The 23,596-nt window shown below is 59.0% G+C and carries 31 protein-coding genes; 12 read left to right on the top strand and 19 right to left on the bottom strand.

All coding sequences use genetic code 11. The features are described from left to right. Positions 1–24: 24 nt before the first annotated feature. From ABD890_RS23620 to ABD890_RS23590, 7 genes are all read right to left on the bottom strand, one after another. Positions 25–1,104 carry a hypothetical protein gene (locus ABD890_RS23620; protein ID WP_345095228.1) on the bottom strand — a complete coding sequence of 360 codons (1,080 nt, stop codon included), beginning with the start codon at positions 1,102–1,104 and terminating at the stop codon, positions 25–27. Continuing rightward, on the bottom strand, positions 1,083–1,250 hold the full coding sequence (locus ABD890_RS23615; RefSeq protein WP_345095226.1) for a hypothetical protein: 168 nt from the start codon (positions 1,248–1,250) through the stop codon (positions 1,083–1,085). Before ABD890_RS23615 ends, ABD890_RS23620 begins: the two co-directional genes overlap by 22 nt. 196 nt (positions 1,251–1,446) lie before the next feature. Further along, positions 1,447–2,667 carry a hypothetical protein gene (locus ABD890_RS23610; protein WP_345095224.1) on the bottom strand — a complete coding sequence of 407 codons (1,221 nt, stop codon included), beginning with the start codon at positions 2,665–2,667 and terminating at the stop codon, positions 1,447–1,449. Positions 2,668–2,742: 75 nt separating this feature from the next. Continuing rightward, positions 2,743–3,000: a carbon storage regulator gene (locus ABD890_RS25580; RefSeq protein WP_373356768.1), complete on the bottom strand. Its 258-nt coding sequence runs from the start codon at positions 2,998–3,000 to the stop codon at positions 2,743–2,745. 66 nt (positions 3,001–3,066) lie between these two features. Beyond that, positions 3,067–3,312 (bottom strand): hypothetical protein, encoded by a 246-nt coding sequence (locus ABD890_RS23600; RefSeq protein ID WP_345095222.1) that lies wholly within the window; start codon positions 3,310–3,312, stop codon positions 3,067–3,069. A 24-nt stretch (positions 3,313–3,336) separates the two neighbouring features. Continuing rightward, entirely contained in the window at positions 3,337–3,558 is a 222-nt protein-coding gene (locus ABD890_RS23595) for a hypothetical protein (protein ID WP_345095220.1), read from the bottom strand. Positions 3,559–3,628: 70 nt separating this feature from the next. After that, positions 3,629–3,943: a hypothetical protein gene (locus ABD890_RS23590; protein ID WP_345095218.1), complete on the bottom strand. Its 315-nt coding sequence runs from the start codon at positions 3,941–3,943 to the stop codon at positions 3,629–3,631. 388 nt (positions 3,944–4,331) lie between these two features. Between ABD890_RS23590 and ABD890_RS23585 the strand changes: the two genes are divergently transcribed. The 11 genes from ABD890_RS23585 (at position 4,332) to ABD890_RS23535 (ending at position 10,934) form a co-directional block, all read left to right on the top strand. Beyond that, on the top strand, positions 4,332–4,727 hold the full coding sequence (locus ABD890_RS23585; protein WP_345095216.1) for a hypothetical protein: 396 nt from the start codon (positions 4,332–4,334) through the stop codon (positions 4,725–4,727). A gap of 16 nt (positions 4,728–4,743) precedes the next feature. Next, positions 4,744–5,286: a hypothetical protein gene (locus ABD890_RS23580; protein ID WP_345095214.1), complete on the top strand. Its 543-nt coding sequence runs from the start codon at positions 4,744–4,746 to the stop codon at positions 5,284–5,286. 41 nt (positions 5,287–5,327) lie between these two features. Next, positions 5,328–5,813: a hypothetical protein gene (locus ABD890_RS23575; RefSeq protein WP_345095212.1), complete on the top strand. Its 486-nt coding sequence runs from the start codon at positions 5,328–5,330 to the stop codon at positions 5,811–5,813. A gap of 54 nt (positions 5,814–5,867) precedes the next feature. Next, positions 5,868–6,278 carry a hypothetical protein gene (locus ABD890_RS23570; protein WP_345095210.1) on the top strand — a complete coding sequence of 137 codons (411 nt, stop codon included), beginning with the start codon at positions 5,868–5,870 and terminating at the stop codon, positions 6,276–6,278. Positions 6,279–6,423: 145 nt separating this feature from the next. Next, entirely contained in the window at positions 6,424–6,849 is a 426-nt protein-coding gene (locus tag ABD890_RS23565) for a tetratricopeptide repeat protein (RefSeq protein WP_345095209.1), read from the top strand. A gap of 61 nt (positions 6,850–6,910) precedes the next feature. Beyond that, the gene (locus ABD890_RS23560; protein WP_345095207.1) at positions 6,911–7,858 is read left to right on the top strand and encodes a hypothetical protein; all 948 of its coding nucleotides are present in this window, start codon (positions 6,911–6,913) and stop codon (positions 7,856–7,858) included. A gap of 74 nt (positions 7,859–7,932) precedes the next feature. After that, the gene (locus ABD890_RS23555; RefSeq protein WP_345095205.1) at positions 7,933–8,241 is read left to right on the top strand and encodes a DUF6331 family protein; all 309 of its coding nucleotides are present in this window, start codon (positions 7,933–7,935) and stop codon (positions 8,239–8,241) included. A 139-nt stretch (positions 8,242–8,380) separates the two neighbouring features. Next, positions 8,381–8,944: a hypothetical protein gene (locus ABD890_RS23550; RefSeq protein ID WP_345095203.1), complete on the top strand. Its 564-nt coding sequence runs from the start codon at positions 8,381–8,383 to the stop codon at positions 8,942–8,944. 9 nt (positions 8,945–8,953) lie between these two features. Continuing rightward, on the top strand, positions 8,954–9,718 hold the full coding sequence (locus ABD890_RS23545) for a hypothetical protein (protein ID WP_345095201.1): 765 nt from the start codon (positions 8,954–8,956) through the stop codon (positions 9,716–9,718). Between the two features lie 87 nt (positions 9,719–9,805). Then, a complete protein-coding gene (locus ABD890_RS23540) occupies positions 9,806–10,294 on the top strand; it encodes a DUF2716 domain-containing protein (protein ID WP_345095199.1) in 489 nt (162 codons plus the stop codon). 94 nt (positions 10,295–10,388) lie between these two features. Then, complete coding sequence (locus ABD890_RS23535) at positions 10,389–10,934, top strand: hypothetical protein (protein ID WP_345095198.1); 546 nt, start codon at positions 10,389–10,391, stop codon at positions 10,932–10,934. Positions 10,935–10,980: 46 nt separating this feature from the next. On the opposite strand, the gene ABD890_RS23530 is transcribed toward ABD890_RS23535, so the two are convergent. From ABD890_RS23530 to ABD890_RS23490, 9 genes are all read right to left on the bottom strand, one after another. Then, complete coding sequence (locus ABD890_RS23530; RefSeq protein WP_345095196.1) at positions 10,981–11,874, bottom strand: leucine-rich repeat domain-containing protein; 894 nt, start codon at positions 11,872–11,874, stop codon at positions 10,981–10,983. Continuing rightward, positions 11,871–12,653, bottom strand: a complete 783-nt coding sequence (locus tag ABD890_RS23525; protein ID WP_345095194.1) for a leucine-rich repeat domain-containing protein — start codon at positions 12,651–12,653, stop codon at positions 11,871–11,873. Before ABD890_RS23525 ends, ABD890_RS23530 begins: the two co-directional genes overlap by 4 nt. A gap of 471 nt (positions 12,654–13,124) precedes the next feature. Beyond that, the gene (locus ABD890_RS23520; RefSeq protein WP_345095192.1) at positions 13,125–14,045 is read right to left on the bottom strand and encodes a hypothetical protein; all 921 of its coding nucleotides are present in this window, start codon (positions 14,043–14,045) and stop codon (positions 13,125–13,127) included. Positions 14,046–14,066: 21 nt separating this feature from the next. Next, positions 14,067–14,927, bottom strand: a complete 861-nt coding sequence (locus ABD890_RS23515) for a leucine-rich repeat domain-containing protein (RefSeq protein WP_345095190.1) — start codon at positions 14,925–14,927, stop codon at positions 14,067–14,069. 31 nt (positions 14,928–14,958) lie between these two features. Beyond that, entirely contained in the window at positions 14,959–15,801 is an 843-nt protein-coding gene (locus ABD890_RS23510; protein WP_345095188.1) for a leucine-rich repeat domain-containing protein, read from the bottom strand. A gap of 19 nt (positions 15,802–15,820) precedes the next feature. Then, positions 15,821–16,672, bottom strand: a complete 852-nt coding sequence (locus ABD890_RS23505; RefSeq protein WP_345095186.1) for a leucine-rich repeat domain-containing protein — start codon at positions 16,670–16,672, stop codon at positions 15,821–15,823. A 30-nt stretch (positions 16,673–16,702) separates the two neighbouring features. Next, positions 16,703–17,551, bottom strand: a complete 849-nt coding sequence (locus tag ABD890_RS23500; protein ID WP_345095184.1) for a leucine-rich repeat domain-containing protein — start codon at positions 17,549–17,551, stop codon at positions 16,703–16,705. Positions 17,552–17,713: 162 nt separating this feature from the next. After that, positions 17,714–18,523: a hypothetical protein gene (locus tag ABD890_RS23495; protein ID WP_345095183.1), complete on the bottom strand. Its 810-nt coding sequence runs from the start codon at positions 18,521–18,523 to the stop codon at positions 17,714–17,716. Further along, the gene (locus ABD890_RS23490) at positions 18,523–19,824 is read right to left on the bottom strand and encodes a WG repeat-containing protein (RefSeq protein ID WP_345095181.1); all 1,302 of its coding nucleotides are present in this window, start codon (positions 19,822–19,824) and stop codon (positions 18,523–18,525) included. The genes ABD890_RS23495 and ABD890_RS23490 overlap by 1 nt, the downstream gene beginning before the upstream one ends. Positions 19,825–20,071: 247 nt before the next feature. On the opposite strand from ABD890_RS23490, the gene ABD890_RS23485 reads away from it, so the two are divergent. After that, on the top strand, positions 20,072–20,587 hold the full coding sequence (locus tag ABD890_RS23485) for a hypothetical protein (protein ID WP_345095179.1): 516 nt from the start codon (positions 20,072–20,074) through the stop codon (positions 20,585–20,587). Between the two features lie 6 nt (positions 20,588–20,593). Here the strand turns inward: ABD890_RS23485 and ABD890_RS23480 are convergent, their stop codons facing one another. The 3 genes from ABD890_RS23480 to ABD890_RS23470 all read right to left on the bottom strand — a co-directional run bounded on the left by ABD890_RS23480 (position 20,594) and on the right by ABD890_RS23470 (position 23,463). Next, positions 20,594–21,097 carry a hypothetical protein gene (locus ABD890_RS23480; protein WP_345095177.1) on the bottom strand — a complete coding sequence of 168 codons (504 nt, stop codon included), beginning with the start codon at positions 21,095–21,097 and terminating at the stop codon, positions 20,594–20,596. 181 nt (positions 21,098–21,278) lie between these two features. Continuing rightward, positions 21,279–22,955: a GMC oxidoreductase gene (locus tag ABD890_RS23475; RefSeq protein ID WP_345095175.1), complete on the bottom strand. Its 1,677-nt coding sequence runs from the start codon at positions 22,953–22,955 to the stop codon at positions 21,279–21,281. A 40-nt stretch (positions 22,956–22,995) separates the two neighbouring features. Further along, on the bottom strand, positions 22,996–23,463 hold the full coding sequence (locus tag ABD890_RS23470; protein ID WP_345095173.1) for a hypothetical protein: 468 nt from the start codon (positions 23,461–23,463) through the stop codon (positions 22,996–22,998). Positions 23,464–23,596: the final 133 nt, after the last annotated feature.

Here is a 23,596-nt window from a genome sequence, read left to right as displayed (position 1 = left end):
GTGCAGCGAACCGCTCGCCACGGTTCACGAAAACTTCCAACGAAACGTCGCCACCGCGCGGCCTGCCGATGTCTTCCAGTGGGGATGCTGAAGGTACATTCCGCTCGGCTTACGGCCGGTCTTGTACAGCCGGCGAAACTCCCACTTCGCCGAACGATTGCAGTGACCGATCACGGCCGGGTGACCCGCGTTGATGGTGATCGACTCGGCCCCTGCCTCGCTCAGCAGCGAACCCATGCCATCGAGCATCGCGCCGCCAAGACCGACGCCTTGAAACTTCGGCAGCGTCACCAACCGGCTGATCCGCAAGCGATCGGGTCGAAAGTGATTCAGCGTCGCGGCGAAGGTGGCCAGCTCGCCATCGACCAGGCCGGCGTAACAGCGCGCGGCGTGGTTCAGCTTGCCGGTCAAATAGTGGTGCGGTGCAAACAGGGGCCACACGTCGTGGCGGCAACGGAAGATCTCCAGGCGAAGTCGCGGTCGCCGAAGACACCTCCGTGTCAACGTTCCCTCTGGCATCCGCAGCACCCAGTCCGGCCGCAGCCAACGGGCCACATCTTCATGGCAGGTCACCGCGATCAACCGCTTGGCGAACGTCTGGCGATCCAGCGCTCGGCGGACGGCATGGCAAGCCAGCCGCGCGGCGGGGCGATCGACCACGCTGGTGAACTCGTCCAGAACCAGCAGTTTGCCTGGGGAAACGAGCCCGCGAGCCAGGTCGGCGCGAAACTGTTCGCCGGTCGACAACGTGTGATAAGGCCGACACCAGGCCGGCGGCGAACCTAAGCCACACGCGACAAGGGCCTGGGTGATCGCACGCGTCGACAAGCGGCGATCGAACCCGTCGACCACCGCCCGATCGCGCCGCCAGCGGAGTCGTTTTCGCAGCCGGCGACCATACGCGGCGGCCGCCACGGTGGTCTTGCCGGAACCGGAAGGACCGACGATCAAGCCGACTTGCCACGGCTGATCGAGTCCTGGCAGTTCGACCTGAAATCGCCGCTCGGTGTGAGGCTCCGGCGGCAGATCGAACATTCCGGCAAGCTGCGAAACACGAAACGTCGGCGCGATCGGGCACCGCACTACAGCATCAACAGTCGGCATACCAACCCCCGGGCAACCAGTTCCTCGAACAAAGCCCGCTGCTGCTCCTCGCAGTCGCACTCGACCACAACCTGAAGCAGCTCCGGACAAACGGAATCAGGCGGCAAACTGCCAGACAAACGCCTCTCGTCAGTCGGACGAGTCATGAAGAACTCCTGGAGAAAAGATGGATAGGTGTTGGGGAATAAATCCTGTCCCCTCTCCCCGTAGGGGCGAGGGGACAGGAGTAAGAGGTGTGCCACTGGCCTCTGGCCAGTGTCTTGATTGTGGTCGAACGGTCGGCCACCGATTACTTGCTTCGCACTGGCCAGAGGCCAGTGGCACACGGCACTGCAGCCTTGCTTAGAACGGGATGTCATCCTCCGGGATGGTGCTGGTTGGTAGCGTTTGGGAAGCCTCGTTGGCCGGGGTGAATCGTTCCGGGTGGCCGGTTGGGCGGGCTGTTTGTACCGGCGTGGCGATGACATCTTCAGGCCTGGTGGCGGAAGGTGGTTGGCAGCACGAACCCTTCGGGCGATCGAATTCTCCCTGAAGCTCCGGATGGACATCGTCGAGGCGGACGAACCCGCGCGGGGTTCCTTGCTGCGGATCGAACTGCGACGTGCAAAGCGTGAGGAAGCTGCAGAGCGAACAGGTATCGCGGCTTACCGTCTTGAACCAACGCTGTTTGTTCTGTGCGTCGCGGATCGTTTGCTGCACTTCCCATGCCTCGGACTGCATCTCGGCGATCTCTTCATCGCGGCGCGAGATCACCTGGCGGGCGTAGTAAAACTCGGGCCGCTGGCCGATGTCTTCCAGCAGCTTCTCGCCCCATTCCAGCGGTGTCATCGGCCGCGTTTGCAGCGTGAACCCTTTCGCCGCATGGGCCGTTTGCCGTGGCTGGCCGTTGGGGTTGAAGACGCGATGACCGCTGCGATCGATCACCACTTTGTGGCCTGCCTCGTCCAGCATCGGCAGCGTGCCGGGTCGAATGAGCGGCTTGCGAATCACGTCGAGCAGCACGCCGTCGAGCGTGTGCCCGAGCTGGCGACCGGCGTCGAGCAGATGCGTCACGCGGTGATCCAGCTGCTGCCGCGTCCAGAACGAACCTTCGCTTGAAAGGTCTTCGGCGGTGAAGCGATGCTTGACGACGACGGTTTGCCCGTTGGGCATTTTCGCGATGCCATCCCACTGGCCAGCCGTGTCCCAGATGGTCGACGCGGCGCCGGTCTTCGGGTTGATGACCGGCAGCTGAAATCGCTTCGGCCGGGCAATCATCGTCAACGGTTCGCCCCATCGCCAACGATACCCGGCGATCAAACAGGCCACCGTCTCGCGTTCGTAGTCCCACTCGCGACGATCGGTCGCCGGTGGGCAAGGTTCGTAGAACGGTCGCAGCGCGTCGAGCGCCGCCACCAACGAACGTTCGTGCTGCAAGGCATGCAGCGCGGCACGTCCGGCAGTGGTGATCCGCAGCGAGCGGGCATCGACCTGTTGCCGCAGCCCCAACTCGTACTCGAAGTAATGCTTACGGCGACACATCTTGAACGACTGCATGCGATTGGTGGTCAAAATCTGTTTCATCGCGAGATTCCCTGGGCAAAGTGGCGAACGAGAAAGGGGCGAACCGAGGAAGCCGACAGCCTTCGCACGGCGGCGTTAATCGGTCTGCGGGATCTCGTTCAGCGCCGGCGAATCACTTGTCGGCCGATTGATGGAAGCGGATGGGACAGAGCCTTCCAAAGACGCGGCCGGACCGCGAGCAGGTGGAGGCGTGAAGTCGTGACGTTCAATCCGCAGCTCGTGCGGAGCGGTGATCCCAAGGCGAACCTGGCCGCCGCGAACCGAGAGGACCGCCACGCGAATCTGGTCGCCAATGCGGATCTCTTCCTGGGCACGTCGAGTAAGAACAAGCATGGTAATTCCTGGGGGAGAAAGGAAAACGAACGAAACCAAAACGAACGAGCACAGCAGCCCCGGCAATCAAGCTGGCGAGCCGTGACAATGCGATTTCAAAGCGGAAGAACAAGGGCTTTCCGTGCCATTGGCCATCGCGTGAAGGTGTTCCTCCAGCGACTTGAGCGTTTGCTCGGCCTGATCCAACGCGACCGGATCGCCCAGCGTGCGAAACGTGGCGAGGCATCCTTGGGCACGCAGGGTCAGCTTCCAGCCGGCGTGGGCTTTCTCGCGAAGCTGATGAACGCGTTGCTGCGAAATCAAATGCTGCATCGAACCAACCATCCTGAAGAAGAGTTAACGAATTGGACGCGAACGTTCATCCGCCGGGGGTACCTGTTGGCGTCGATCGGCCGAGGCTTCCGGCTGCTGCGCCTTCCACTCTTGGGTGAACGACTGCCGACGATGCCGACCGCCGGAGAATGTTTGCCCATCCTGCATCGCCAAGGCATCGTCCCAGGCCTGTTGCAGCCGCTGACGATCTTCCGCGAGAGGTGGATTGGTCGAGGAATCGGACATGGGCGAGGCCTTTCAAACCAAGGGACGAAGCAAAACAACCGCAGCAGCCAAACGAACCAGCCTGATCACGTCAGGACGCTTCGCACGAAGATGAAGTGCCAGCGGCGCTGTCGTTGCTGGCGTTGGCTTCTGTTGTGGCAGCCCCGCCGGTAAGTCGCTGGGCCAGACCGACCAACCGCCGGGCAAACCGGCAACGACCGCGACCAGCCTTGGCTTGCTGGCGACACATGCCAGACTGGGCGATGACCTCCCAGGTGAGCTCGGTCTGCTGAATGACTCGCAGGGCGGCCTGGTAGTGGGAAGAACAAAGCCCGCGAGCGTGAGCCGGCCGCTGGCAATCGTCCGCCATGCAGCGTGGCGGCAAGTTGGGATCGGTACGAGGCATCAAGAAGGCTCCGGTGAAAGAAGGAACGACCCCAGAACCAGCCCGCCTGCCTGGCAGGCAAATCGAGCCGAGCGACAGGCCCAACAGCCCCGCAAAGGGTGTCCCGAGGGTCGAAAAACGGCGATCAACGAAGAAAGAAAACAACGTGAAAAATACCCTTCCAAATCAAGCCCAACGCAGGGCAACGTTCACTTAAAAAGCCGAAAAAACCAGGGCGAAACGAAGTGTGCCACCAGTTGTTAAAAGCGTGACGCTTTGGCGACGCTTGTGTCATGATATGGAAAAGCGTCACGCTTTGTCAAACGCTTAGGTTTACATTGCGTAACGAAAGTGAGAACATGGTTGCAGAGCAACTTCGGCAGCTTCCAGGACGAAAGCAATCCGCCCCATGGCCACCCGCAAAAAGAGCACCGCCTCCCCTTCCCCCGCCCCGAAAACCATCTCGGCCAAAGGGACGCCTGCGACCTCTCGCAAAAAGAAAGCCGCCATCAAAGACAGGATCGGCCGCAAGATCGCCAACCGCGCCGAGACGCTGACCGCCGAAGAACTGGAAGCGCTGGCCGGGGAGTTCTATAAGGTGTACGACGTCCTGCACGAGTGCGCGTCGCTGATGAAGATGACCGAAGTCAAGCAGATCGAGGCGATCGTTTCCGGCTTGAAGAAGAAAGCGGTCGACGCCCAGAAACTAGCCAACAGCCAGATCGGCCGCAAACTCGACGCCATGGCCATCCAAAAAGGCTTCGAAGACCGCATGAAAGACTTCCGCGGGACGGGGAAGTTGTGAGCTTGATGGAATCTGGATGAATCACGAACCGGATGATGAAATGCAGTGTGGAAACTTGAAACCGGAACAACTGCTGGCAGAAGCGCTGATGGGGGAGTCTTCCGCAGACGAAATCCATCAATGGGCATGTCACCGTTTAGCCCTGGGGGACACATCCCAAGTAATTGAGTCGATGGTGGCGTGCGACCCGTGTTCACCCGACGCGCGGCAAACGCTGGTCGGCTTTCTACGTCAGGTCGTTGCCGCCGAGGTGCCAGCGTTCTCAGACGACGGAAGCGATGTTCAGCGTGTCGCGCGGCGGATTCTGGCTGAGCGTTTGCAGATGTTTCTCGATGGAAAGCTGCGGCCAGCGGAGTTGTGCCAGCTGGTTGGCCGCTTCGATGCGCAGTTTCTCGAGGCAACGCCGGCGGCGACATGGCTCGGAGATCTTTATAATGGTTGCGATTGGATCGACGGCACCAGCTACGATCCTTCGCCAGGCGAGGTGACTTACCTTGTCGAAGAAGCGCGACGAGTCTTGGCGAGCCTGAAAAGCGGCCCAATCTCGACGGAAGATTGAGAACCGCAGTAGCCGGCTCTGCTCACTGAAGGGATCGATGGATGATCAACCTCGAAGGCATTCTGAACGAACAGTATCTCCGCTTGTACGATCCCAATCACTGGGAGCGTATCAACCAGCAGTATCAGGCATCCGTTTACATTCCAGGGTATACCATCATTGGTTCGGTCGATGGCCCTGCGAAACCGGGCGATGCCTTGTGCCTGGCAGGCGACCAGTCGGTGTGGGCGATACCTTTCATTCCGATGACTGCCCGGCATGCGACCCCGTTTGCTTATTCTTTCCAGTCGCTGCGTGACGCGACCGAGGCCCACCTGATCGTGGCCGACCAGACGCATGTCCACTTCGGGAAGGAGCTTCACTTCGTCCAGCCGCTGGCGTTGGGAGGCAGCCCGACCGATCCGCAGAACCGACAGTTGGTAACGCCTGAGATTCATGCCGAGGCGTGCTGTTTCTGGAACAAGTTCTACTTCGAGAAGTTGAAAGAGCAGACAGCGAACGCGAATAAGGCCGACGAGAACCGCTGACCTGTCACGTTCATTAAGAGTCGCCGCCATCCCATTGCAAAAGGGAAACATGTCATGTCGTTTAAGCTTCCGCAGGCGGAACTGCTTCAAACCGTCATGCTGGTCCAAGCGGCATTGTGCGACGAGCCTGGTCCGCACACGCTCAGCAGCGGACGGTCGACGCACTTTACGATCGACGGCGGTGCCATGCTGGAAAACGAGGTTGGCTATTCGCTGCTGCAGCGGCTATTCGCGCTGCCGACCGGTGAGCCGTATCGTTGCCACGTGCCGCGCTATGCGATCTCTGCCCAGTTCGCCGACGGGCAATTTCTGGTGGTGGCGATCTGTTGGGAGTGCAACAATATCTCGCTCAACGACACCGGCCAGTACGACTCACGAACTTTCGATGGCGAGAGTCAGCAAGCTCAAGAACTGCTGCGGGACGTGAAGCGATATTTCGCCAGCCCAAGCGAACCAACCCCGTAGCGACGTCAGTCACCAAGTCCGCCGTGGCACAATGCGGCTGAAACGTGCTGCAGAGAATGTGGGCGAGTTGTTTGCGTGATTGCCGGCGCGGTACAATCGTGCGTTTTGCGGAATGGCGGAAAGCGATCCTACGAAGGAATCTGAGATGGAAATGCCCGACGAGATTTACGACCAGTTGAACGAGCATTGCGAACGGGGCGAGGCGCTGTTGGCCAAAGGAGATGCCGACGCGGCGCTCGAGCAGTATCAGGCCGCCGAGGCGTTGATCCCCAGCCCGAAGCTTTCCTGGGAAGCGGCGCTGTGGGTGTATGCGGCGATCGGCGACGCCTGGTTCGCGAAGCAAGATTTCGACCGGGCCCGGCAAGCGTTCAGCAACGCGGTGCTCTGCCCCGATGGCCTGGGCAATCCGTTCATTCATCTGCGGCTCGGCCAATGTCAGTTCGAGGAGAACAACCTCGACAAAGCGGCGGACGAACTCACGCGGGCCTACATGGCCGAAGGACTGGCGATCTTCGAGGACGAAAACCCGAAGTACCTCGCCTTCCTGCGAACTCGCATCGACTTAACGTAGCGATCGATCGACGGCGACCTTTCCTGGCCGACTCCCTTCCCTCAGAGAGAAAGCAGCGTCCATGTCGGAGTGCCTGATCGTGCGGTGGTTTGGCGATGGCGATCATCGGTCGGCGGGGCCCTTGTTTACCCAGCTGACCGAGTGCGTCGAAGCGTGGCAGTCGAAACGCGACGCGTGGGAATCGCTGCGGATTGGGCACGGGGTGAACCACCAGGTACGGTTGCCAAACCAAGAGACCTGGACCTGGGCGGAACTGCAGAAGGTAGCCGCGTGGAAGAAGATTCCGGCGGATGGTTCGATCTTCGCCAGCGTGCCAATCGCGTGTCGGACGAGCGAAGCAAACGGGATGGTCGACGGCCGTGCGGGCCTCGACGTCGAGTGCTGGAACGAAGAGCACGCGGGCCGGCAATACGACGCCTCGCTGGGCGGCCGGGCCGAGATTTCGATCACGCCTGTCGAGTGTTACGTGCCGCGGTCCGACACCACGGGCCATCCCGCCGGAGCGGCGTACAACATGGGCGTCGCCGAGAACAACGACGCCCTGCGAACGTTGCTGGTGCGCGTGATCGAAGCGACCGGGCCCCGCTCGCTGAAGCTGTTTACCGAAGGAAGTTTGAGCTTGCCGTTCAATGCGCATGCGACCTGGTTCGCCGACGAAGCCGCGCTGCTCGACGACTTGAAGTTCATTCGGCGTCTCTGGGAAGAAGGCCTGGCGACCTACCCGGTCACGCCGCCGCTGAAAACGTTCGATGCCGCCCAACACCGGCTGGTGTGGCATCCGGCGCGCTCGTCGGAAACGCAGCACGCGTTGTGGCAAGACTTGGCGAAACGGATGCCGGCCGCGGACCAGGTCACGCCGGAAGGGATTCGCGAAACGCTCGAGACAACCACGCTCGATGTTCAGCGCATCGGCGACGGATGGTTGCTATCCAATAAGCCGTACCTTACCGATGAGTTCGTCGCGCAGATTTACCTCGAAGTGCTCGAGAACGCACAGGGGCCAGCGTGACGGGGACCAGCATGACAGTGCCCGGCGGAAAGATGCTCGCGTCGCGAAGACCAGACATCCAACAGGAAATGCCCATGCCCAGGCAAGGCCCCCACGATATCAACATTGGCAAAGAGCAGTGGATCAAGTTCGTCGAACTCGATTCGGAACGATCCTGCTGGGTCGACTTGGATGGTATTATCAAGCCGCTGGAACCATTCTTCGACCTACTGGAAACGGATTGCGTCGCCGACTGTTGTGGCTTGGATGCGTACGGTCTGTGGCCCGAAGACATTTCCTCGGCGGCGAAACAATCGCAGATGCCAGACTTGTCAGCATCGATTGCCTTGGCTCGCCGACGTATTGTCGAAACCGAGGGATCGTGTTCATCAGCCATCGCATGAACAGTGCACTCCACAAGCAAACGTTGTTAGAATTGATCGACCACGTTGCTTGCTCTCTTCCAAAAGAGGACAGCAGTCTGCCTTCGCCAGACTCAAACGGAACCGAATGACCGACGGTTCGAGGCAGCCAAGAGCACGCATGGAAACACGCGCAGAGTACGAAGCAAACTTGAACCGGCTGATTGGGTTCGTGATCGAACGTGTCACTTACTTCGAACTCGATTATCAGGACGGCCAGTCTCACTTCCGTGATCGTGCGGATACCGGCCACTTTCTGGACTATGGTGTCGAGCTGGTTGACCGTTCAGGCCGATCGGTTTGTGTTACCTGGGACGCGACCTTCTTCCAATACGGGCTGGGCGTTTCGATCGATGTGCCAGGCGAAAAGGTCTTGGCCGGCGTCGCGTACGATGTCACTGCGGATCCGCAGTGGCTCCCCTTCATCGGAAGCAGAGTCAGCAGCGTCGCAAGCTACTGGTCGTGGGTGGGCGAGAGCATGGAGGCCGATGCGAAACGGACGTACTATCCGCAAGATATACGTCTAACGTTCGAGAACCAGCGCAGCATTTACTTATCGGCGGCGCAGTTTCTGGGCGATTCGGATAAGCTGTATGGCATGGCGGACAACGTGCTGATTCTGTTTGATGAGGCCGTCGCCCAGCACCATCAGATTGGTCCCTGGGCCGAGACATCCGAATGGTAACTGATACGTATGAAATTCCTGCTACCGGCAATTCCTACGCTTGTGATCGCCGCCTTGCTGGCGATCGATTTTGATGGCATGTTGTCGGGCTGGTACCTCTGGGCGATCGTTATCGTGCCAGGCTTCAGCGTCTTGGCGTTACTGCTTTATGGTGCTTGTGCGCTGATCACCAAGCGCTATCTCTCGACAGCGGCAACCACGTTTTTGACGCTGTTTCTTGCGTCGCTGGTGTTTCATGTCTGCTACGTGCCGGCGGCTGGCCTGGTGCGGAATTTGACTCCATACAACCACGTCGTCGCGGCGGTGGAAGAGACCTACAAGAACCAGGACCAGGTCGATTGGACGCTGGTGGCCCGCGGAAAGGGAGCGAAGGATGACTTCACGTTCCGTTCCGGATATGCGAATGGGTTCATCAATGGCAGTTACCAGCAGAAAGTGTCGCTCAACTTTGCCCTCAACCCGCAGGTGCAGATCGAACTGCAGCCAGCGATGGTTCCGGCCGACGAACGAGCCATCGTGGCGGCTTTCGCGGCGAAGGGATTGGAAGCGTTTGCTTCGCCTGAGTACGCTTCGCAGTTTGAGGCCCGCTTGCGTGAACTTGCCTCGATCCACAACGTGGCTGCTGCCGATCGAGCGCACATCGAACCGGAATTCTACCCCGATCGCAATCTCGTTTATCGGCTGATGTTCGCGGCTGCGTCGGTGTTCGCTCTGCTGTTCTCGGCACTGGTGACCAGCCACCGCGAACGTGCGTCGAGAGGCGCCCTACGATAAACTGGAGACGACCCAAGCCAACACCGGCACGCCGGAAAGAACCTTCGGGTCGCATCGTGAACTGATGAACGTGAGTTGAGCCGTTGCATGAATGCCTGGTCTGAGTTTACCGACGACGAATATGCCGAGATCTGGGATCGGTTCTACGCAGAGTTCAAGTTCAAACCGGACTACTTTGAACGCTTTCAACCGGCGATTGACGAGCCCCGGCCTTCGGTCACGTTCGATCTCTCGGGCGATTTAAGCGAAGAGTTACTGTCGGAGATCGACGAGCTGCTGCTCGAATCCTTTCGAACGCTTACACCGAAAGGCCAACGCATGATTTGGCTCGATTGGCAGCATACGTGTTACCGTTTCGACCCCGACGCTACCGATGGCAGCCGCCCCTTTCATTGGTATCCGGATGGGGACTATTACGTTTTCCTGGCCGACGACTTTTCGTTCGGAACGTTCGGGCACCCGTGGCAAGCCTCGCTTTGCGTCTTCGGGAGTTCCCTCTTAAATCGGGTCGAACCGGTCTTACGTGGCAAGCTGCCAGTGTTGCGGGAATCTCCTGGGGACGACGTCGCGGGATAACACCACTGGCACACGAAGCCGCAGGCCGCGCGGATTCTTCCATCGACATCGTTCTTCGCGGCCTGGGGAACGGTGGCAAGGGTCGGTCCAAGCCATGCTCGCCAATGATGTTCATTCGAAGTTCCCGCCTGGGGTTGGTCTGCCGCTGGGCGTTCGCACGCTATGCGATTACTTGGATGCCCATGGTTACCCGATCAGCGGCTGCTTCGAGATCAGCACGATCGGCGATCAAGACATGGGGGCCTGGTTTCCCAACGATGAAGCGATGCAGAATCGCTTCGCGGTGTTTGGACGAGGATCCACTGGCTCGGTCTATGCTCTGTGGCTACGCGAGGGAATCGAGGCCGATCGCGCTCCGGTCGTCGTGCTGGGGTCGGAAGGGGCAATGCTGGTCTTGGCGACGAATTGCAGCGAGTTCTGTCGGCTGCTGGGATGTGGTTACGACGAATTGGAATGGGATGATTTGACGAAGCCATCGCCGGACTGGGAAGCCGCGCAGCCCCTTCGCGATTGGCTGAAAGCACGTCTGAATGCGGAGTGTCCGGGCACCGGGGAAGATATCGTCGCCGCGGCCACCAGGCAGTATCCCGACTTCGAAGACTTCGTCCGGCAGTGGCAAGATGCGAACTTGAATGGATGACCGCGAAGCAAGATGGTGCGTCGAGACGCACCGTTCTTCGCGGCGGTCAGCCATCGGGGAAGAGGCACAGCGTGATCGTGTTCGGGCCGGCTTGGATCGCCTTGGTGGCTTGGTCGTCGTCGGCGTCGTACTCCGGCGTCCAATAGATGGTCAGCGTATTGATGCTCGACTGGCGGAGCGCGTCCAGCGGAAGGTTGGCAGGCTTGCAGGGCACGGCCAGGACTTCCAGCTTGCCGGCGGCCAGCCGGGCAATCGTTTCCGGGGGAAGCGTTCGGGCCGAGTCGGCCGGCCAGCGATCGTCGTCGATGTCGCTGCGTTGTCCGCGGATGGACAGCGAAACGAGATCCGGCATCTGCGCGATCGCGCGAAGACTCGCTTCATCGATCATCGTCGTGTCGAGCCACAGCCATTGCAGGTTCGGACAATCGGCCAGCTTCACGACCCCGGCCGGCGTGACGCGGCTTCCCATCAGCGAAATCTCCTTCAGCTTCGCGCTGCCCGCCAATCGCGAAAGCAAGCGATCGTCGACCAGGGTGTCGGACAGCACGAGGCTCTCGAGTTCATCGAGCGAGTTCGCCGCCAACAAGTCGTCGCTGGTGAGCGTGGTTTGAGGAAGTTCCAAGATATGCAGCGTCTCGCACTTCTGCACGTCGGCGATCAGTTCTGGCGAAAGGACGATGCGGCCATCTTCGCGCGGCGGTGGGAAGTTGCCCGGCTCCATCCGAACGACGGTCACCTCCATCACGGTCTGACGAAACAGTCCCTGGTGCGTGTTGATGAACTTGCCGACCGCCAGGCCATACCCTGCCAAACGGATACTGAGGGCCTTTTCGTCACGCGGCGTCATCGCCAGAACACAAGCGATCAGCACCGCCGCCACAGCAACCAGGGCGAACAGTCCTTTCAGCGAAAGGCGAAACGGATAGCGGCGCTTTGTCATGGGTTGGCTCGGGCGTCGGCGAACTCGGGCGGGCCGAAGTTGACGCGGCACTCGGTTTGGTGGCGAGAGGTTTGCAATGTTTCGATCACCAGGCGATCGGCCGCGTCGAGGGGTTGCGGGCAGAAGAAGTTAATGTTGTAAAGGTTGGACTTCAGCAGCGATTCGACCGGCAGCGACGAAGGCTTGCAGGCCACCCACAAAATATCAAGTTCGCTATCGGCCAGGCAAGCCAGGTAGTGCGGCTCGAGCGGACCACTTGCGATGTACAGAAAGTGAAGCTGCGGCAGCTTGGCGATGACCGGCAGAAACGACCCGGTCACTTCGGGCCCACCCACTTCCAGGTGCATCAGCGCCTGGCAGCCGGCTAGCTTTCGTAAACCGGCATCGGTGACCCGGGTGCCATGAATGTCGAGCGTGCCGAGCGTGTTGTTGGGGGGAAGCTGGTCGAGAAAGCGGTCGTCGATCGCCGTATTGGAAAAAGAAAGATGCCGGATCGTTCGCGTCTTGAGCGCGGCCAGGTCTTCGCTGCGAAGGTTGCAACCTTCCAGTTGCAGCGTCCGTAAGTTGCCGCAAGCCTGGATCGCGGCGATCGCCTCGGGATCGATCGGTAGGGGCGGGTTGTCTGAAGAAAACTCTTGGGGAGATCGAGCGAAGTAGATCTTCGTGACGATGGTGTGTTCGGTCCATGGCAGACCCCAGAACGATTCATGGGCGACCTGAACGTCGAACCCTCTTTCGAGCAGCAGTTCCGCTTCGGCCGCGTCGTCGTCAGGTGGCATGGTCCATACCACGAACCCAGACGCCAACCCCGCGACGGCAACCAGGCCGAGCACGGTTTTCAGCGAAATGCGAAAGGAAAAATGGTGCAAAATCATAAAATCTCAAAGGTTCGGCGTAGGTCTCCTGGGTTATAAAACGAACGAACAAACCTGTCACGTAATTTGCGAGTCGACGACTAGACGATCCACGCTCCGCGTGTGGCGTCAGTGACAGCACATGCTGCATCGCAAAGCAAGTTCCATAAAAGCTGCTGCGGAGCGGTCTAGCAGTGCAAGCACGCACGCGGCTTACTTTGCCCAAGCAGGTACCAAATTCGCCGGCATGCGCTGGCAATCGCTGAGGAACGCGCCGGTGATTTGCGGGCCGCTCACTTCTAGGTGAACCAGTCGCGGGCACGTCGCCCGATACTTCAGCCCGGCATCGGTTATGTCGGGGCTTTGTACGTAGAGATGACGGGGCTGCGGCGGCGTTTAAAAGGTGTCGAGTCGACCAACAATGTTGACGCCCACCTGTCGATGGAGTTCAGCGATCGCGGCGTCATCTTCGGCATCGAGGGGCTGATGCCAGTTCACGGAAACGCTGGTAACCGCCGACTGCATGAGGGTATCGACCGGCAGCTGAGAAGGTTTGCACGTCACGGTCAGAAAACGGATGCTCGTCTGAGAGAGAAACGCCAGGTCTTCTGGCTGCACATGGCCGTCGACCAGATGCAGTTCTTGCAGCGACGGAGCCGCGGCCAGGTGATGCAGATCTTCGCCGGTCAGATCCGTTCCGCCGATCCACAGATAAGCCAACTTCGGACAGGTTGCCAGATCTTGAAAGCAGTCGCCGGTGACGCCGGGGCCTCGCACCCACAAGCTTCTTAAATCGGGTGAGCCTCGCAGGTGCGATAGCCCTGCTCCCGTGACGAACGTGTGTCGCAGGTCGAGTGTGACCAGCCGGTGGCCATCCAAGGCTTGCAGAAAGCGGTCGTCAACGGCGGTGTCGATCAGCGCGATGTTGCGAAGATATGGCAGCCGCAATAAGGGTAACACGTCGTCGGATTGAATTTCGGAATCGCTCAGCGCGATCACTTCCAGAAAGCGACAATGTTGCAGTTCATCGAACACCAACGGATTGGGAACCGAAAGGCCGTTTCGCCGCGTGCGGGGAAAGGGACGCAGCGTATGCGTCGCGCGAACGATCCTTTCCTCCTTCGACCAAGGCAAGCCGTACACGTTTCTAATTTCAAGATCGACATCGAGTCCCGCTTCACGCAGCGCCTTCGCCCGGGCAGCATCTTCATCGCGTGGCGTCGTCCAGACAACAAACCCCAGCAGAAGCGCGACCACCGTCACCAGCCCCAGCAGTGCTTTTAACGAGAGGCGGAAGTGGCTTGGGCGTTGGTTCATGCGAGGGGGGCTTAAGGCGGGTTAGGGATTGGTGGTGGTTCCGCGCGGTTCTCGCGAGCACTTGATGTCGAAGCGGCTGTCTCGGATCGCGTTGACAAACTGCCAGTCTTCTTTGTCGAAAGGCTCGGGCGAGGTGAAGATGATATTGTAGAGAAAGGAACGCTGGAGGGCATTCAGTGGAAGGGCCGCTGGCTTGCAGGGAACTTTCAGTGAGACGACCGGCATCGCGGTCAAGTTCACCAGGTGCTGCGGATCGATCGCGTCCCCGCTGAATGTCAGCGTGGTCAGTCGGCGATGCCCATCCAGCGCTGGGAGAAACGATCCGGTGACCTGGGGACCACCGACATGCAGCGACATCAAATGCGGACAGGTCGCCAGATGCTTCAGTCCTTCGTCGGTGACTTGGGTGCCTTGCAGGTCTAATTCCATCAGCCATTCTCGATCGCGAAGTGCCGCCAGAAAGCGATCGTCGACGGCCGTATGGGCGAGATAATAGGCTTCGAGATGGGGCGATTGAAGTTTCAGAAGATCGTCGCTGGTGACGCGACAGCCGGTGAGGTCAAGCGTCACCAGGTGGCGACAACTTTGAATCGCCGCGAGGGACGATTCGCTCAACGTGCGCCGCGGTGGATTCTCGGGATCGACCGTTTGCTCGCATTCCAGAGAAATGATCATGATCTTTGTCGCCGCCGACCAGGGAAGGAAGACTTCGTCGACCGTACTGACCACGTTAAATCCCTGAGCGAGCAGCAAGCGGGCCCTGGCAGAGTCGTCATCGCGCGGCAACGTCCAAGCGACGAACCCAAGCAGCAGCCCGACCAGCGCGATCAAGCCGAGAAAAGTGTTTAGCGAAATACGAACGTAGCGCAAGCTGCGGATCATGACGGTTCAAGTGTGGAAAGGCTGGCCAGGATTAACCTGGGTTATACACGTCGAACACCGACATCGCACGCTTTGGGTCACTTTTTTGGAAGGCATCGATCACCGCCTGGTCTTCGTCGTCGAGCGGCTGTTTCCAGTGTAGAACGACCGTGGCGAGCGTCGACCGAAGCAAGGCATCGATTGGCAGCTTCGATGGTTTGCACGAGACGTTCAGCGTATCAAGCTGCATCGATTCGACCTCCGCCAGGTCTTGCGGATCGATCGAGCACTCGTTGAGCGAAATCTGCCGCAGCGACTTGACGCCGGCCAGGTCTTTCAAGCAAGCCGAAGTTGCCTTCGTGCCGCTGAGATCGAGATGGGTCAGCCGAGTGCATGTCGCCAGATGAGCGACGCCCGCATCGGTGATGTCGCTCTTTCTCGCCTCGAGGATGAACAGGTCCGCGCTGTCGGCCAGCGGCGGCAGCGCGCGATCGTCGATCGCGGTGTGCGACACCTTCAGCACTTCCAGTTCGGCGAAGTTGGGTATCCGCAACAGGTCGGCGCTCGTGATCGAGCTGTGGGGCAAGTCCAAGAACTCCAGGTGTTCGCACTGCTGGATCTTCGCGAGCATCTCGGGCGTCAGCACAACCTTGCCGCCGGGTCCCAATTTTGGGAAGTCCTTCGTAGGAAACTGAAGACGATGAACAACGGTCTGGCCGTTTGGTCCCTGGATGGTACCTACGACGAAGCCATGCTCCTTCAGCCAGGCAGCCCGCGCGGCGCCCTCATCAGGCGGGGGCATCCAGACGTACAATCCCAGCCCGACGCCGATCAGGGCGATGGTCAGCATCAGGGTCACCAAAGACCAGCGAAAGGCTATGGGGCGTGCGTTCATGGGGGGAAGCCGTTTGCGGTTAGTGGAAGCTCGGCAAGATTTGAACCTGGCGGCCGCTGCCGGAACGCGTCAGGGCGTCGCGATTGGCTCGGTCTTGTTCGTCCCAGCGACCATCCCAGATGATCGAAATCTGCTGCAGCGAGGTGGGACCCAAGATGTCGACCGGCACGTCGGACGGCTTCATCGAAACGCTCAGAAACAGCACGTTCATCTCTTGCAAGGCGGCCAGATCTTGCGGATCGACCTGGCAGTTGTAGAGGTGCAGTTCTTCCAGCGACTTCAGTCCGGTCAGGTCTTTCAGGCAAGCGCTCGTCACGTTCGGCCCACCAATCTGCAGGCGGCGCAGATTCGGCAGTGTGGCAATCCTTCGCACTCCATCAGGCGTGACCTGGGTGCTGTCGACGCCAAGCGACTCGATCGTTTCGCTTCCCTCGATCGCCTCGAGCAAGCGGTCGTCGACGTTCGTTCGGCCCACTTGGATCACGCGAAACTGATCGAGGTTCGGTAGCTGCAGCAAGGTGTCGGTCGAAAGCGAACTGCCGGCCAGGCTCAGTTCCTTCAAGTGACCGCATTGCAGCAGCAGGTCGATAAAGGGCTGATCGAGCACCACCTTGCCGTCGACCGGATCGGTCGGGAAGTTTTTCAGATCGAGCATGATCCCATCGACCACGCTATGAGGAAGCTGCCCCGAGTCAATGCCGGCGTGCGTCTTCATGTCGACCTGGACGTTGTAAGGCTGAATCGCCTTAAACAAATGGGCCTCGCTGCGGGGTGTGCGAAAGAAGAACACCACGAAGATGATCAGCGGAATCGAAACGATCAGGGCCAAAACAATCGGTAACGTACGACCAAAATAACGGGACTGGCTCACGGGAGTAATCCTAAGTTGCAAAGGGTGAGGTTAATACCACGAAGCCGTGACATGGACGGTGATGCCACGGGAACGAAGTGTTTCGAGTGCGGCCTGATCGGCTTCGTCGAGCGGTTGATCATCAATGAAATACAACTGAAGGCCGGAAGGGTTCGGCATCGCCTCGGCTGGAAATGCCGACGGTTTGCAGGCCACCGTCAGCGTGAGGTTCGGCATCTGAGTCAAGACGGCCAGATCGTCAGCATGGAATGGGCCGCTTACCAGATACAATGCCTTCAAACGCTTCAGGTCGACCAGGTCCGCCAGGCAGGCAGTGGTGATATGCGGACCACCGATCGTCAGAAAAGTCAGGTTCGGCAACCGGGCGAAATGCCGGGTGCCCGCGTCGGTGATTGAAGTGTTGCTGAGGTTGAGTTCGTCCAGCGCTTCGTTCTGCTGCAGCGCTTGCAGCGGGCGATCGTCCACGTTGCTACCGGGGAGTGAAATCACGGTTAGCTCGCTGAGAAACGGCATCGCCAGCAGGTCTTCCGAGCGGAGCGAACAGCTTTCCAACGCCATCACCTTTAAGCCGTGGCACTGCTGCATCGCGGCGACCACCGCAGGAGGCAACTGAGCTTGTCCGTCGACGATATCGCCTTGAAATTCGGTGTGCTGCATGGTCACCGCACTGGCGACCATTGACTTGGACCAAGGCCACAAGCGGGACGACTTCCATTCGTAGAAGACGGAGATGCCATGCTTCTCAAGAAGTTCGATCTGCGCCGAATCGTCACGCGGCGTCGTCGCGATCACCAAGGCACACGCGCCAGCGACCAACGCCACCAACAGCAGCAAAGTCCTCAGCGACCATCGGACTGACAGAAGACGAAACGACAGCATAAACCTGGCCAGGCAAGCAATGCACACAATGGATTCAAGCGGGGGGTATCCTACCCTATCTGGCGAGGCGATAAAGCCCCGTGGCATTAAGAAATGATGATTTCAGATGAGTGGTCTTCACGGAGGAAGCGTGAACCAATCGTTCGCCACGGCAGCCGCGATTCAGTTGGCGGCAGGCGCGTCGGCCCGTTGCTCGGCGACGATCCCCTCGGCGGCGTCGGCTTCACGATAGAACCATTGCGATCGGCCGTGAGGCGACAGCAACAAGCGGCTGCAGATGACGATGGTGACGTTGAGAAAGAAGACCTGCATGAGATGACCAGAGGGCCAGTTGCGACTTCCGGCCACGACGAGGCACATCACGATGCTGAGGATAAAGTTCCCGACGAGCAAGATCTGGGTTGTGTGCGTGGAGCGCTCGGACCAGGCCACCGGCGCGAGGATCGCGAGGGTGAATAGCGGCACGAACCTCGATAACTGAGACAGCGTCGGGGGAGAGACTTCCTGCAGAATGGGCGCGGGTCGCAAGGCCGCCGCGAACGCGGCCAGCAGCAGCGAAAGGCCAGCCATCTCGTACAGTCCGGTCGCCAGCGTCCACCGGCTGCGGCGAAAGCGTCCTTGGGCCGACTGAATCACCAGTCCCATCAACGCCACAGCCAGCATCAGGCTCGCCAACAGGGACCAGCGTGCGAGGTCGAAGGAAGGAGCTAGGGTTTGCGTGAGACCAAACTTCCACAGCAGCAAGACCACGGCCGGCAGGCCCCACCGTAGCCAACGTGGCGAGGAAAAGTTAGTCAGCAGCACACCCAGAAAGCAGGCCTGGCCGATCGAGAGCAGGGTTCTCATCCAAGGGATAGAGACGGTCAACGCCAACAAGAGGTTGATCACCACTCCCAGAATCAGCCGTGACCATCCGACCTGCTCTTTCCGCCGAGGGCTTGCCGGTGGGGCGTCTGGATTGGAAGGGTCCATCAGTTGAGATGTGCCGTATGGGGAAGTTGCCAGATCCAGAAGCCATCGCGGCGAAGGTAACCGATCGGCCCGTTGTTGATTTCGACCCATGCCAGGTTGCCTTGGAAGTAGGTCGACTTGGCCAGGTCAGGCAGCGGCTGTAACAGATGCCCGGTACGATTGATGATACCCGAAAGGTGCGGGTCGGTGTGGGTGACAAACGCGATCCCATTTTGGAAGGCACCGACGTAGCGGTAGGCCGGCTCGATGCTCCATTCTCCCTCGGGATTCACAAAGCCGAGCTTGTCATCGACGCGGCACGGGGCCCGGCCTTCGTGCATCAGACTGTAGCCGCCGTGGTCAACATCTCGCAGATGGGTGCCATCGATATCGATCAGGAAGCGTTGGTCCTGACCCTCGCCGACCACCATCGCGATCCCTTCGTCAAACGGATGGGCCTCGGTGTACTGCGGCTCGATTCGCATGGTTCCGGTCGCATCGATATAGCCCCACGAACCATTGAGCATCACGGCGGCCATGCCATTACTGAAGTGAAGCGCGTTCTCGTAAATCGGTTCGATCACCAACTGACCCTGGCGATCGGCATAGCCAAACTTGGAACCGCGCGACACGACGATCAGGCCTTCCTGAAAGAAGTCACGCGGCACGATGTCGGCCGGGGCATGCCACATCTCGTAAGGATCGTACAGCATGTCGGGGCAAAACGGAGAACGGTGACTCTCGCCACCACCGAATGGCAGCTTCGGGTCAGATCGCTCGAACTGGTGGATGGCGAACAGCGACTGGCCGAGGTTCGTGACCCCTTCGACACGGCTGGCCGGGGGATCGAACGAAATGAGTTGCGATCCCGACAACATCACCCAGCGCTCTGGCGAGTGCAGCAGCAACCCTTGCTGACCAAGCGATTGCCCCTGACCCCAGGTCGACGTGGGACCATGGATTCCCCAGGAAACGTTCGGGTAAGGAAGTCCGACCTGCAGCACACCTTGGCTGTTGATGGCCTGCCACTGGACGTTCTTGCCATCGGGCCGGGCCGTCGGAATGGGATAGATCCAATCGAACCGCTGCTGCTTGTCTTCGATAGCCGCGTGCGGATGGATGTGCTTGACCGAGCGAATCGACGTCGGCGCCGGCTGGGGCGCTGGCACGTTCACGGCGACCGGTTTGGCTGGGCTCGAAGCAGCCGACTCTGGCGGACTGACCGAAAATCCGCAGCCAAAGATCGCGATCACACCAAACATTACCATGGCGACTGACAGGCACAATCGCCGCATGGTTACGGTTCGCCAAAACGGTTTCATCTCGCTCGCTTCCCTCGACTGGCGTTCGTTCTAAGATCCATCGAATTTCAAAGATAGGTGGCCGGACGATCGGTTCCGCCTGTGGTGTCGTTCGCCCTGGCACGATCAATATTCGAGCAGAATATGTGGAAATGTGCAAAAAGGATGCGGGTATCTTTTTTGAACCAATCGTAACTGACTGGCGTCTCCCAAGTTAAGGCGACAAGTTTACCCCTTTCAGGCCGTTTGTTAACACCTTTAGAAACGCATGCCTTTTCGAAATCACCCATTTTCGTATGTCGGACCGGCCGAAATCGCCGCCGCTGCCCGCCAATCGGATCCAGGCTTCCCGATCGTTACGCCGGTAGACCTGGTAAATTGGAGAAGCTCGCAGACAGCCGAGATCGATGCCGAAGGGAACCTGACGGCGACCTTCACGATTGGCCTGGACGAGCGGCTGCGGCTGGCATCAAGGCGGTCCGAGCATGTCGCGTGCGCTGCTGGAGGACCGGTTTGGGGAGCCGGCGAAGTGACCTTCGACGCGTCGGGCAAGGTGGTGGCGATCAGCAACTACTCGACCGGCTTCTGCCCGGAAGCGAAGTGGTCGTGGCCGACATGCCAACAGGTGCTCGACCAGATCGGCCTGCCCCACCCTGGGAAGTTCACCACCGAAGTCACTTTCCGCCGCTGCCCCGCCTGCCACGAACGCAACGTCGTGAAAGACGACCACTACGCCTGCGACCTCTGCGGCTGCGCCCTGCCGGCGATGTGGAACTTTGGTTGACGTGGGCTAAGGTGCGGTGTCCGATGCCTCGTGACTTGCAGCGACCAGTTTCCAGATCACCGGCGCGTCGGTCGGCATGATAAGGCCTGGTGCGTGGGGAAGATCCGAAACGGCGATCGTCTGCGTCAAAGGCTCCCCATCGTCGATCGAGGAAACGACCACGATTCCTTGCTCAGGCGGAATCAGCGGCTGGCCATTGATCAGGACCGTCGGGCCCTCCCGCGACGACTTAACCAAAGCAAACCAGGCGGGGAAATGATCTTCAGGAAGCATCGCTTCCGAATGAATCTGCGACAACACAATCACATGGACACCATCCTTGTCGTGCAGGAAGCCAGAGCGAATCAAAGGATACTCACCATCCGCAGCATCGCGGATGAACCAGAAATGGGGCTGCGTCTCGCCAGTCAGCAACGGCCCCCAGCGCGTCACCAGGAAAGCCAACACCGCCACCACGCCAATCGCCAACAACATCTGCCGCATCGAGAACGACTTGAAAGTCTTAATCAACCTGCCTCCGATTGGAAAGCGAATGGAATGAACGCATCAGATGTGCAATGACCATTCGATGACGTGAGCCATTGCCACCAAGGTAGCGTCCCTGTAGAAGAGAAGCCAGTATTGTGGAATCGTATGGGGGCAGGCGAACTGTTGGTGAATGGTTGTCAGATTTCCGTTGGGATTGGTGTGCCTAGCCAAGATGTTTCGACAGACGGAGCGCGAGTCCGACGAGTGTACGTACCGGATTGGCTGCGGTGCTGATTGGCATCACCGACATGTCGCACACATACAAGCGATCCGCACCAACGACCCTCAAGTCTTCATCAACCACGGAGTGCGGTGAGAAAGGCTGGTCCACCGCTGGTCGTGAAGGCATGCGTAGCGAACCTGCCGCATGATGCACCGTGCCATAACCGAAGCCTTTCCAGTTCTGACCGTACCAGGCCTCATCTGCAGGTCGAGCACTCTGCCCGTGAACACGAAACTGGGAAAAGATCCGATGCGTGACATCGTTCAGGATGTCCCAGATCTGATTGGTACCTCCGTGCCAATTGGCCAATGCCGGCAATCTTGAATGGGCGAGGCGATCGGCCTTCTTTTGATTATGGAAGTTAATCTTCGGGACGTACTCGAAAGGTGGCGCGGGCTCGATCAAATTGTCGTCATCAAGGCAATTGCCGAAGCTGAATTTAATATCGATGCGGGCCAAACCTTCTGGAGAAGGTGGCACCGACTCCGACGGATCGTTGTCGCGAAGATGCCAGCGTTCGTGGTTCAAGTTCATCTCAACATTGAACGGATAGCGAATACGATTGCCATCACGCAGTCCACGAGAATAGAAAACGATCTTGGCGTGGTCGGTTGGGTCGAGATTCACATCACCAATTCCGTCGACGAATGTATGCGTTCCATCGGTGGTCGGATGGTCGGTCAGGCCACGACCAACAAGCCACTTCACTTCATTGGGAAGATTCGGAAACAAGCTTGATCGCCGCAGAAGCTTAGGGCTTTCGATTGAACCAGCCGCCAGGATAACGCGGCCAGCTTTCAGTGTGCGGATATCCCCCGTCGCCAAATTTCTGGCAACCACTTCCATGTGACCCCCATGGTTTTGGATATCCTCCACAAAATGACGAAGCAAAATGTGAAGCCCAGGACCATCACCATGACTAACCCCAGGGCTTAGGCCCAATTGGTTCACCAACAGTTCGGCCGTGTTGAAGACGCCGGTCGGTTCCGTAAAGAACTCATCTTTGGGGGTGCCGTTGGGTTCGAGGTAAGGCTGGTGAAGTGCACGGGGCGTCTGCTGGATCGAAAAATCTGCCGCCAGGCTGGAAGCACGCAACCGAGTGACCACGGCTTCGGCGGCGGACCCCAACGAGCGTGACTCATTCATCACGTCACCAGCACGATTCAATAGGCCGGAAACGAGATCTTGTCGTACGCGATGGGGAAAGAAATCAAGTTCCCAACCTTGCAGTGTGGGAATCAAACCAGACCAAAAGATCGATCGACCGCCAAAGTTTAGTTGAGGCTTTTCGCCGATAAACTGATCGGCGTCGGAAGAGTTGCTGTCTTGCCAGAATGTATCGCAACCGAAGTGTTTCGCAACGCTGGCGTTGGGAAACCGGCAGAAGTTGTAGACATGTGTGGGATACAGAAACGATCCCGCTTCCAACACGAGAATGCGCTGATGACGTCCCAATCGTTCGGCCAGGTCATCGGCAAGCACGCCACCTCCGATGCCTGAGCCGATCACGATTAAGTCAAAGTCATCGCGTGGCCCCATGTACTGCAACGTTAACCGCTCGCGTGCGGCAGTATCAGCGGATACGAAATTCACATACTTCGACGCGTTGAATGTCATTCGGCATGCCCTTATACGGATGGTAAAACGCGATGATCCATCAAGTACGTAATGTTAACGACTGGGTGGGGCGATGGTCGGGGGCGAGCACCAGGCAATTGAGAACTAAATGCCCAGGCATGTTGTGAAGAAGATCAGGTCCGATATAAAGCGTGAGATTAGTTTCCAGCTCGTATACGAAGTAGCTCGGTGACAAGCCAGGGTTGTCCTTTTTAGCGACGTACAGCGTCACCATGCCGGTCGGGGCATGTCCTTGTGAAAAATGCCCTGCAGCCAGGGGTGTTTGACTTTCCAAGAGATCGTAACGCTCGCCAGGCTGTCGAAGCGTATGATTCAACTGATTCAGGGAACCAGGATCAGACACATCGTGAACCGCTCCCCAGCCTTGAGCGGGACCAAAATAGAAACGGAGCGTGGTGAGGACCATCTCCTTTTCACGGAGATTAATCCCGCCATGGACATCGCTCGGATGAATTGCCGCCAGAAACGCTTCGTCAAGAGGAAACATGCCATTGACCTTCCGTGTGGGTAGCACTGGGGTGTGAAGTCATGCATGCTGATGGGCATACGCAATATACAGACAAGTAGACATCGGCAACATTGAATCTTCTAAAAAAAGTAAAGAAAGCGGAGTGCAACGG

This window comes from Bremerella cremea, from assembly GCF_039541315.1.
Lineage (GTDB): Bacteria > Planctomycetota > Planctomycetia > Pirellulales > Pirellulaceae > Bremerella > Bremerella cremea.
Note: the sequence above shows the minus strand (reverse complement) of the source record. Positions and strands in the feature narration are given on the sequence as shown.

Coding starts and splice junctions, on each gene's coding strand:
- ABD890_RS23620 (WP_345095228.1), bottom strand. CDS start 1,104: ATGCCGACTGTTGATGCTGTAGTGCGGTGCCCGATCGCGCCGACGTTT.
- ABD890_RS23615 (WP_345095226.1), bottom strand. CDS start 1,250: ATGACTCGTCCGACTGACGAGAGGCGTTTGTCTGGCAGTTTGCCGCCT.
- ABD890_RS23610 (WP_345095224.1), bottom strand. CDS start 2,667: ATGAAACAGATTTTGACCACCAATCGCATGCAGTCGTTCAAGATGTGT.
- ABD890_RS25580 (WP_373356768.1), bottom strand. CDS start 3,000: ATGCTTGTTCTTACTCGACGTGCCCAGGAAGAGATCCGCATTGGCGAC.
- ABD890_RS23600 (WP_345095222.1), bottom strand. CDS start 3,312: ATGCAGCATTTGATTTCGCAGCAACGCGTTCATCAGCTTCGCGAGAAA.
- ABD890_RS23595 (WP_345095220.1), bottom strand. CDS start 3,558: ATGTCCGATTCCTCGACCAATCCACCTCTCGCGGAAGATCGTCAGCGG.
- ABD890_RS23590 (WP_345095218.1), bottom strand. CDS start 3,943: ATGCCTCGTACCGATCCCAACTTGCCGCCACGCTGCATGGCGGACGAT.
- ABD890_RS23585 (WP_345095216.1), top strand. CDS start 4,332: ATGGCCACCCGCAAAAAGAGCACCGCCTCCCCTTCCCCCGCCCCGAAA.
- ABD890_RS23580 (WP_345095214.1), top strand. CDS start 4,744: ATGAATCACGAACCGGATGATGAAATGCAGTGTGGAAACTTGAAACCG.
- ABD890_RS23575 (WP_345095212.1), top strand. CDS start 5,328: ATGATCAACCTCGAAGGCATTCTGAACGAACAGTATCTCCGCTTGTAC.
- ABD890_RS23570 (WP_345095210.1), top strand. CDS start 5,868: ATGTCGTTTAAGCTTCCGCAGGCGGAACTGCTTCAAACCGTCATGCTG.
- ABD890_RS23565 (WP_345095209.1), top strand. CDS start 6,424: ATGGAAATGCCCGACGAGATTTACGACCAGTTGAACGAGCATTGCGAA.
- ABD890_RS23560 (WP_345095207.1), top strand. CDS start 6,911: ATGTCGGAGTGCCTGATCGTGCGGTGGTTTGGCGATGGCGATCATCGG.
- ABD890_RS23555 (WP_345095205.1), top strand. CDS start 7,933: ATGCCCAGGCAAGGCCCCCACGATATCAACATTGGCAAAGAGCAGTGG.
- ABD890_RS23550 (WP_345095203.1), top strand. CDS start 8,381: ATGGAAACACGCGCAGAGTACGAAGCAAACTTGAACCGGCTGATTGGG.
- ABD890_RS23545 (WP_345095201.1), top strand. CDS start 8,954: ATGAAATTCCTGCTACCGGCAATTCCTACGCTTGTGATCGCCGCCTTG.
- ABD890_RS23540 (WP_345095199.1), top strand. CDS start 9,806: ATGAATGCCTGGTCTGAGTTTACCGACGACGAATATGCCGAGATCTGG.
- ABD890_RS23535 (WP_345095198.1), top strand. CDS start 10,389: ATGCTCGCCAATGATGTTCATTCGAAGTTCCCGCCTGGGGTTGGTCTG.
- ABD890_RS23530 (WP_345095196.1), bottom strand. CDS start 11,874: ATGACAAAGCGCCGCTATCCGTTTCGCCTTTCGCTGAAAGGACTGTTC.
- ABD890_RS23525 (WP_345095194.1), bottom strand. CDS start 12,653: ATGCCACCTGACGACGACGCGGCCGAAGCGGAACTGCTGCTCGAAAGA.
- ABD890_RS23520 (WP_345095192.1), bottom strand. CDS start 14,045: ATGAACCAACGCCCAAGCCACTTCCGCCTCTCGTTAAAAGCACTGCTG.
- ABD890_RS23515 (WP_345095190.1), bottom strand. CDS start 14,927: ATGATCCGCAGCTTGCGCTACGTTCGTATTTCGCTAAACACTTTTCTC.
- ABD890_RS23510 (WP_345095188.1), bottom strand. CDS start 15,801: ATGAACGCACGCCCCATAGCCTTTCGCTGGTCTTTGGTGACCCTGATG.
- ABD890_RS23500 (WP_345095184.1), bottom strand. CDS start 17,551: ATGCTGTCGTTTCGTCTTCTGTCAGTCCGATGGTCGCTGAGGACTTTG.
- ABD890_RS23495 (WP_345095183.1), bottom strand. CDS start 18,523: ATGGACCCTTCCAATCCAGACGCCCCACCGGCAAGCCCTCGGCGGAAA.
- ABD890_RS23490 (WP_345095181.1), bottom strand. CDS start 19,824: ATGAAACCGTTTTGGCGAACCGTAACCATGCGGCGATTGTGCCTGTCA.
- ABD890_RS23485 (WP_345095179.1), top strand. CDS start 20,072: ATGCCTTTTCGAAATCACCCATTTTCGTATGTCGGACCGGCCGAAATC.
- ABD890_RS23475 (WP_345095175.1), bottom strand. CDS start 22,955: ATGACATTCAACGCGTCGAAGTATGTGAATTTCGTATCCGCTGATACT.
- ABD890_RS23470 (WP_345095173.1), bottom strand. CDS start 23,463: ATGTTTCCTCTTGACGAAGCGTTTCTGGCGGCAATTCATCCGAGCGAT.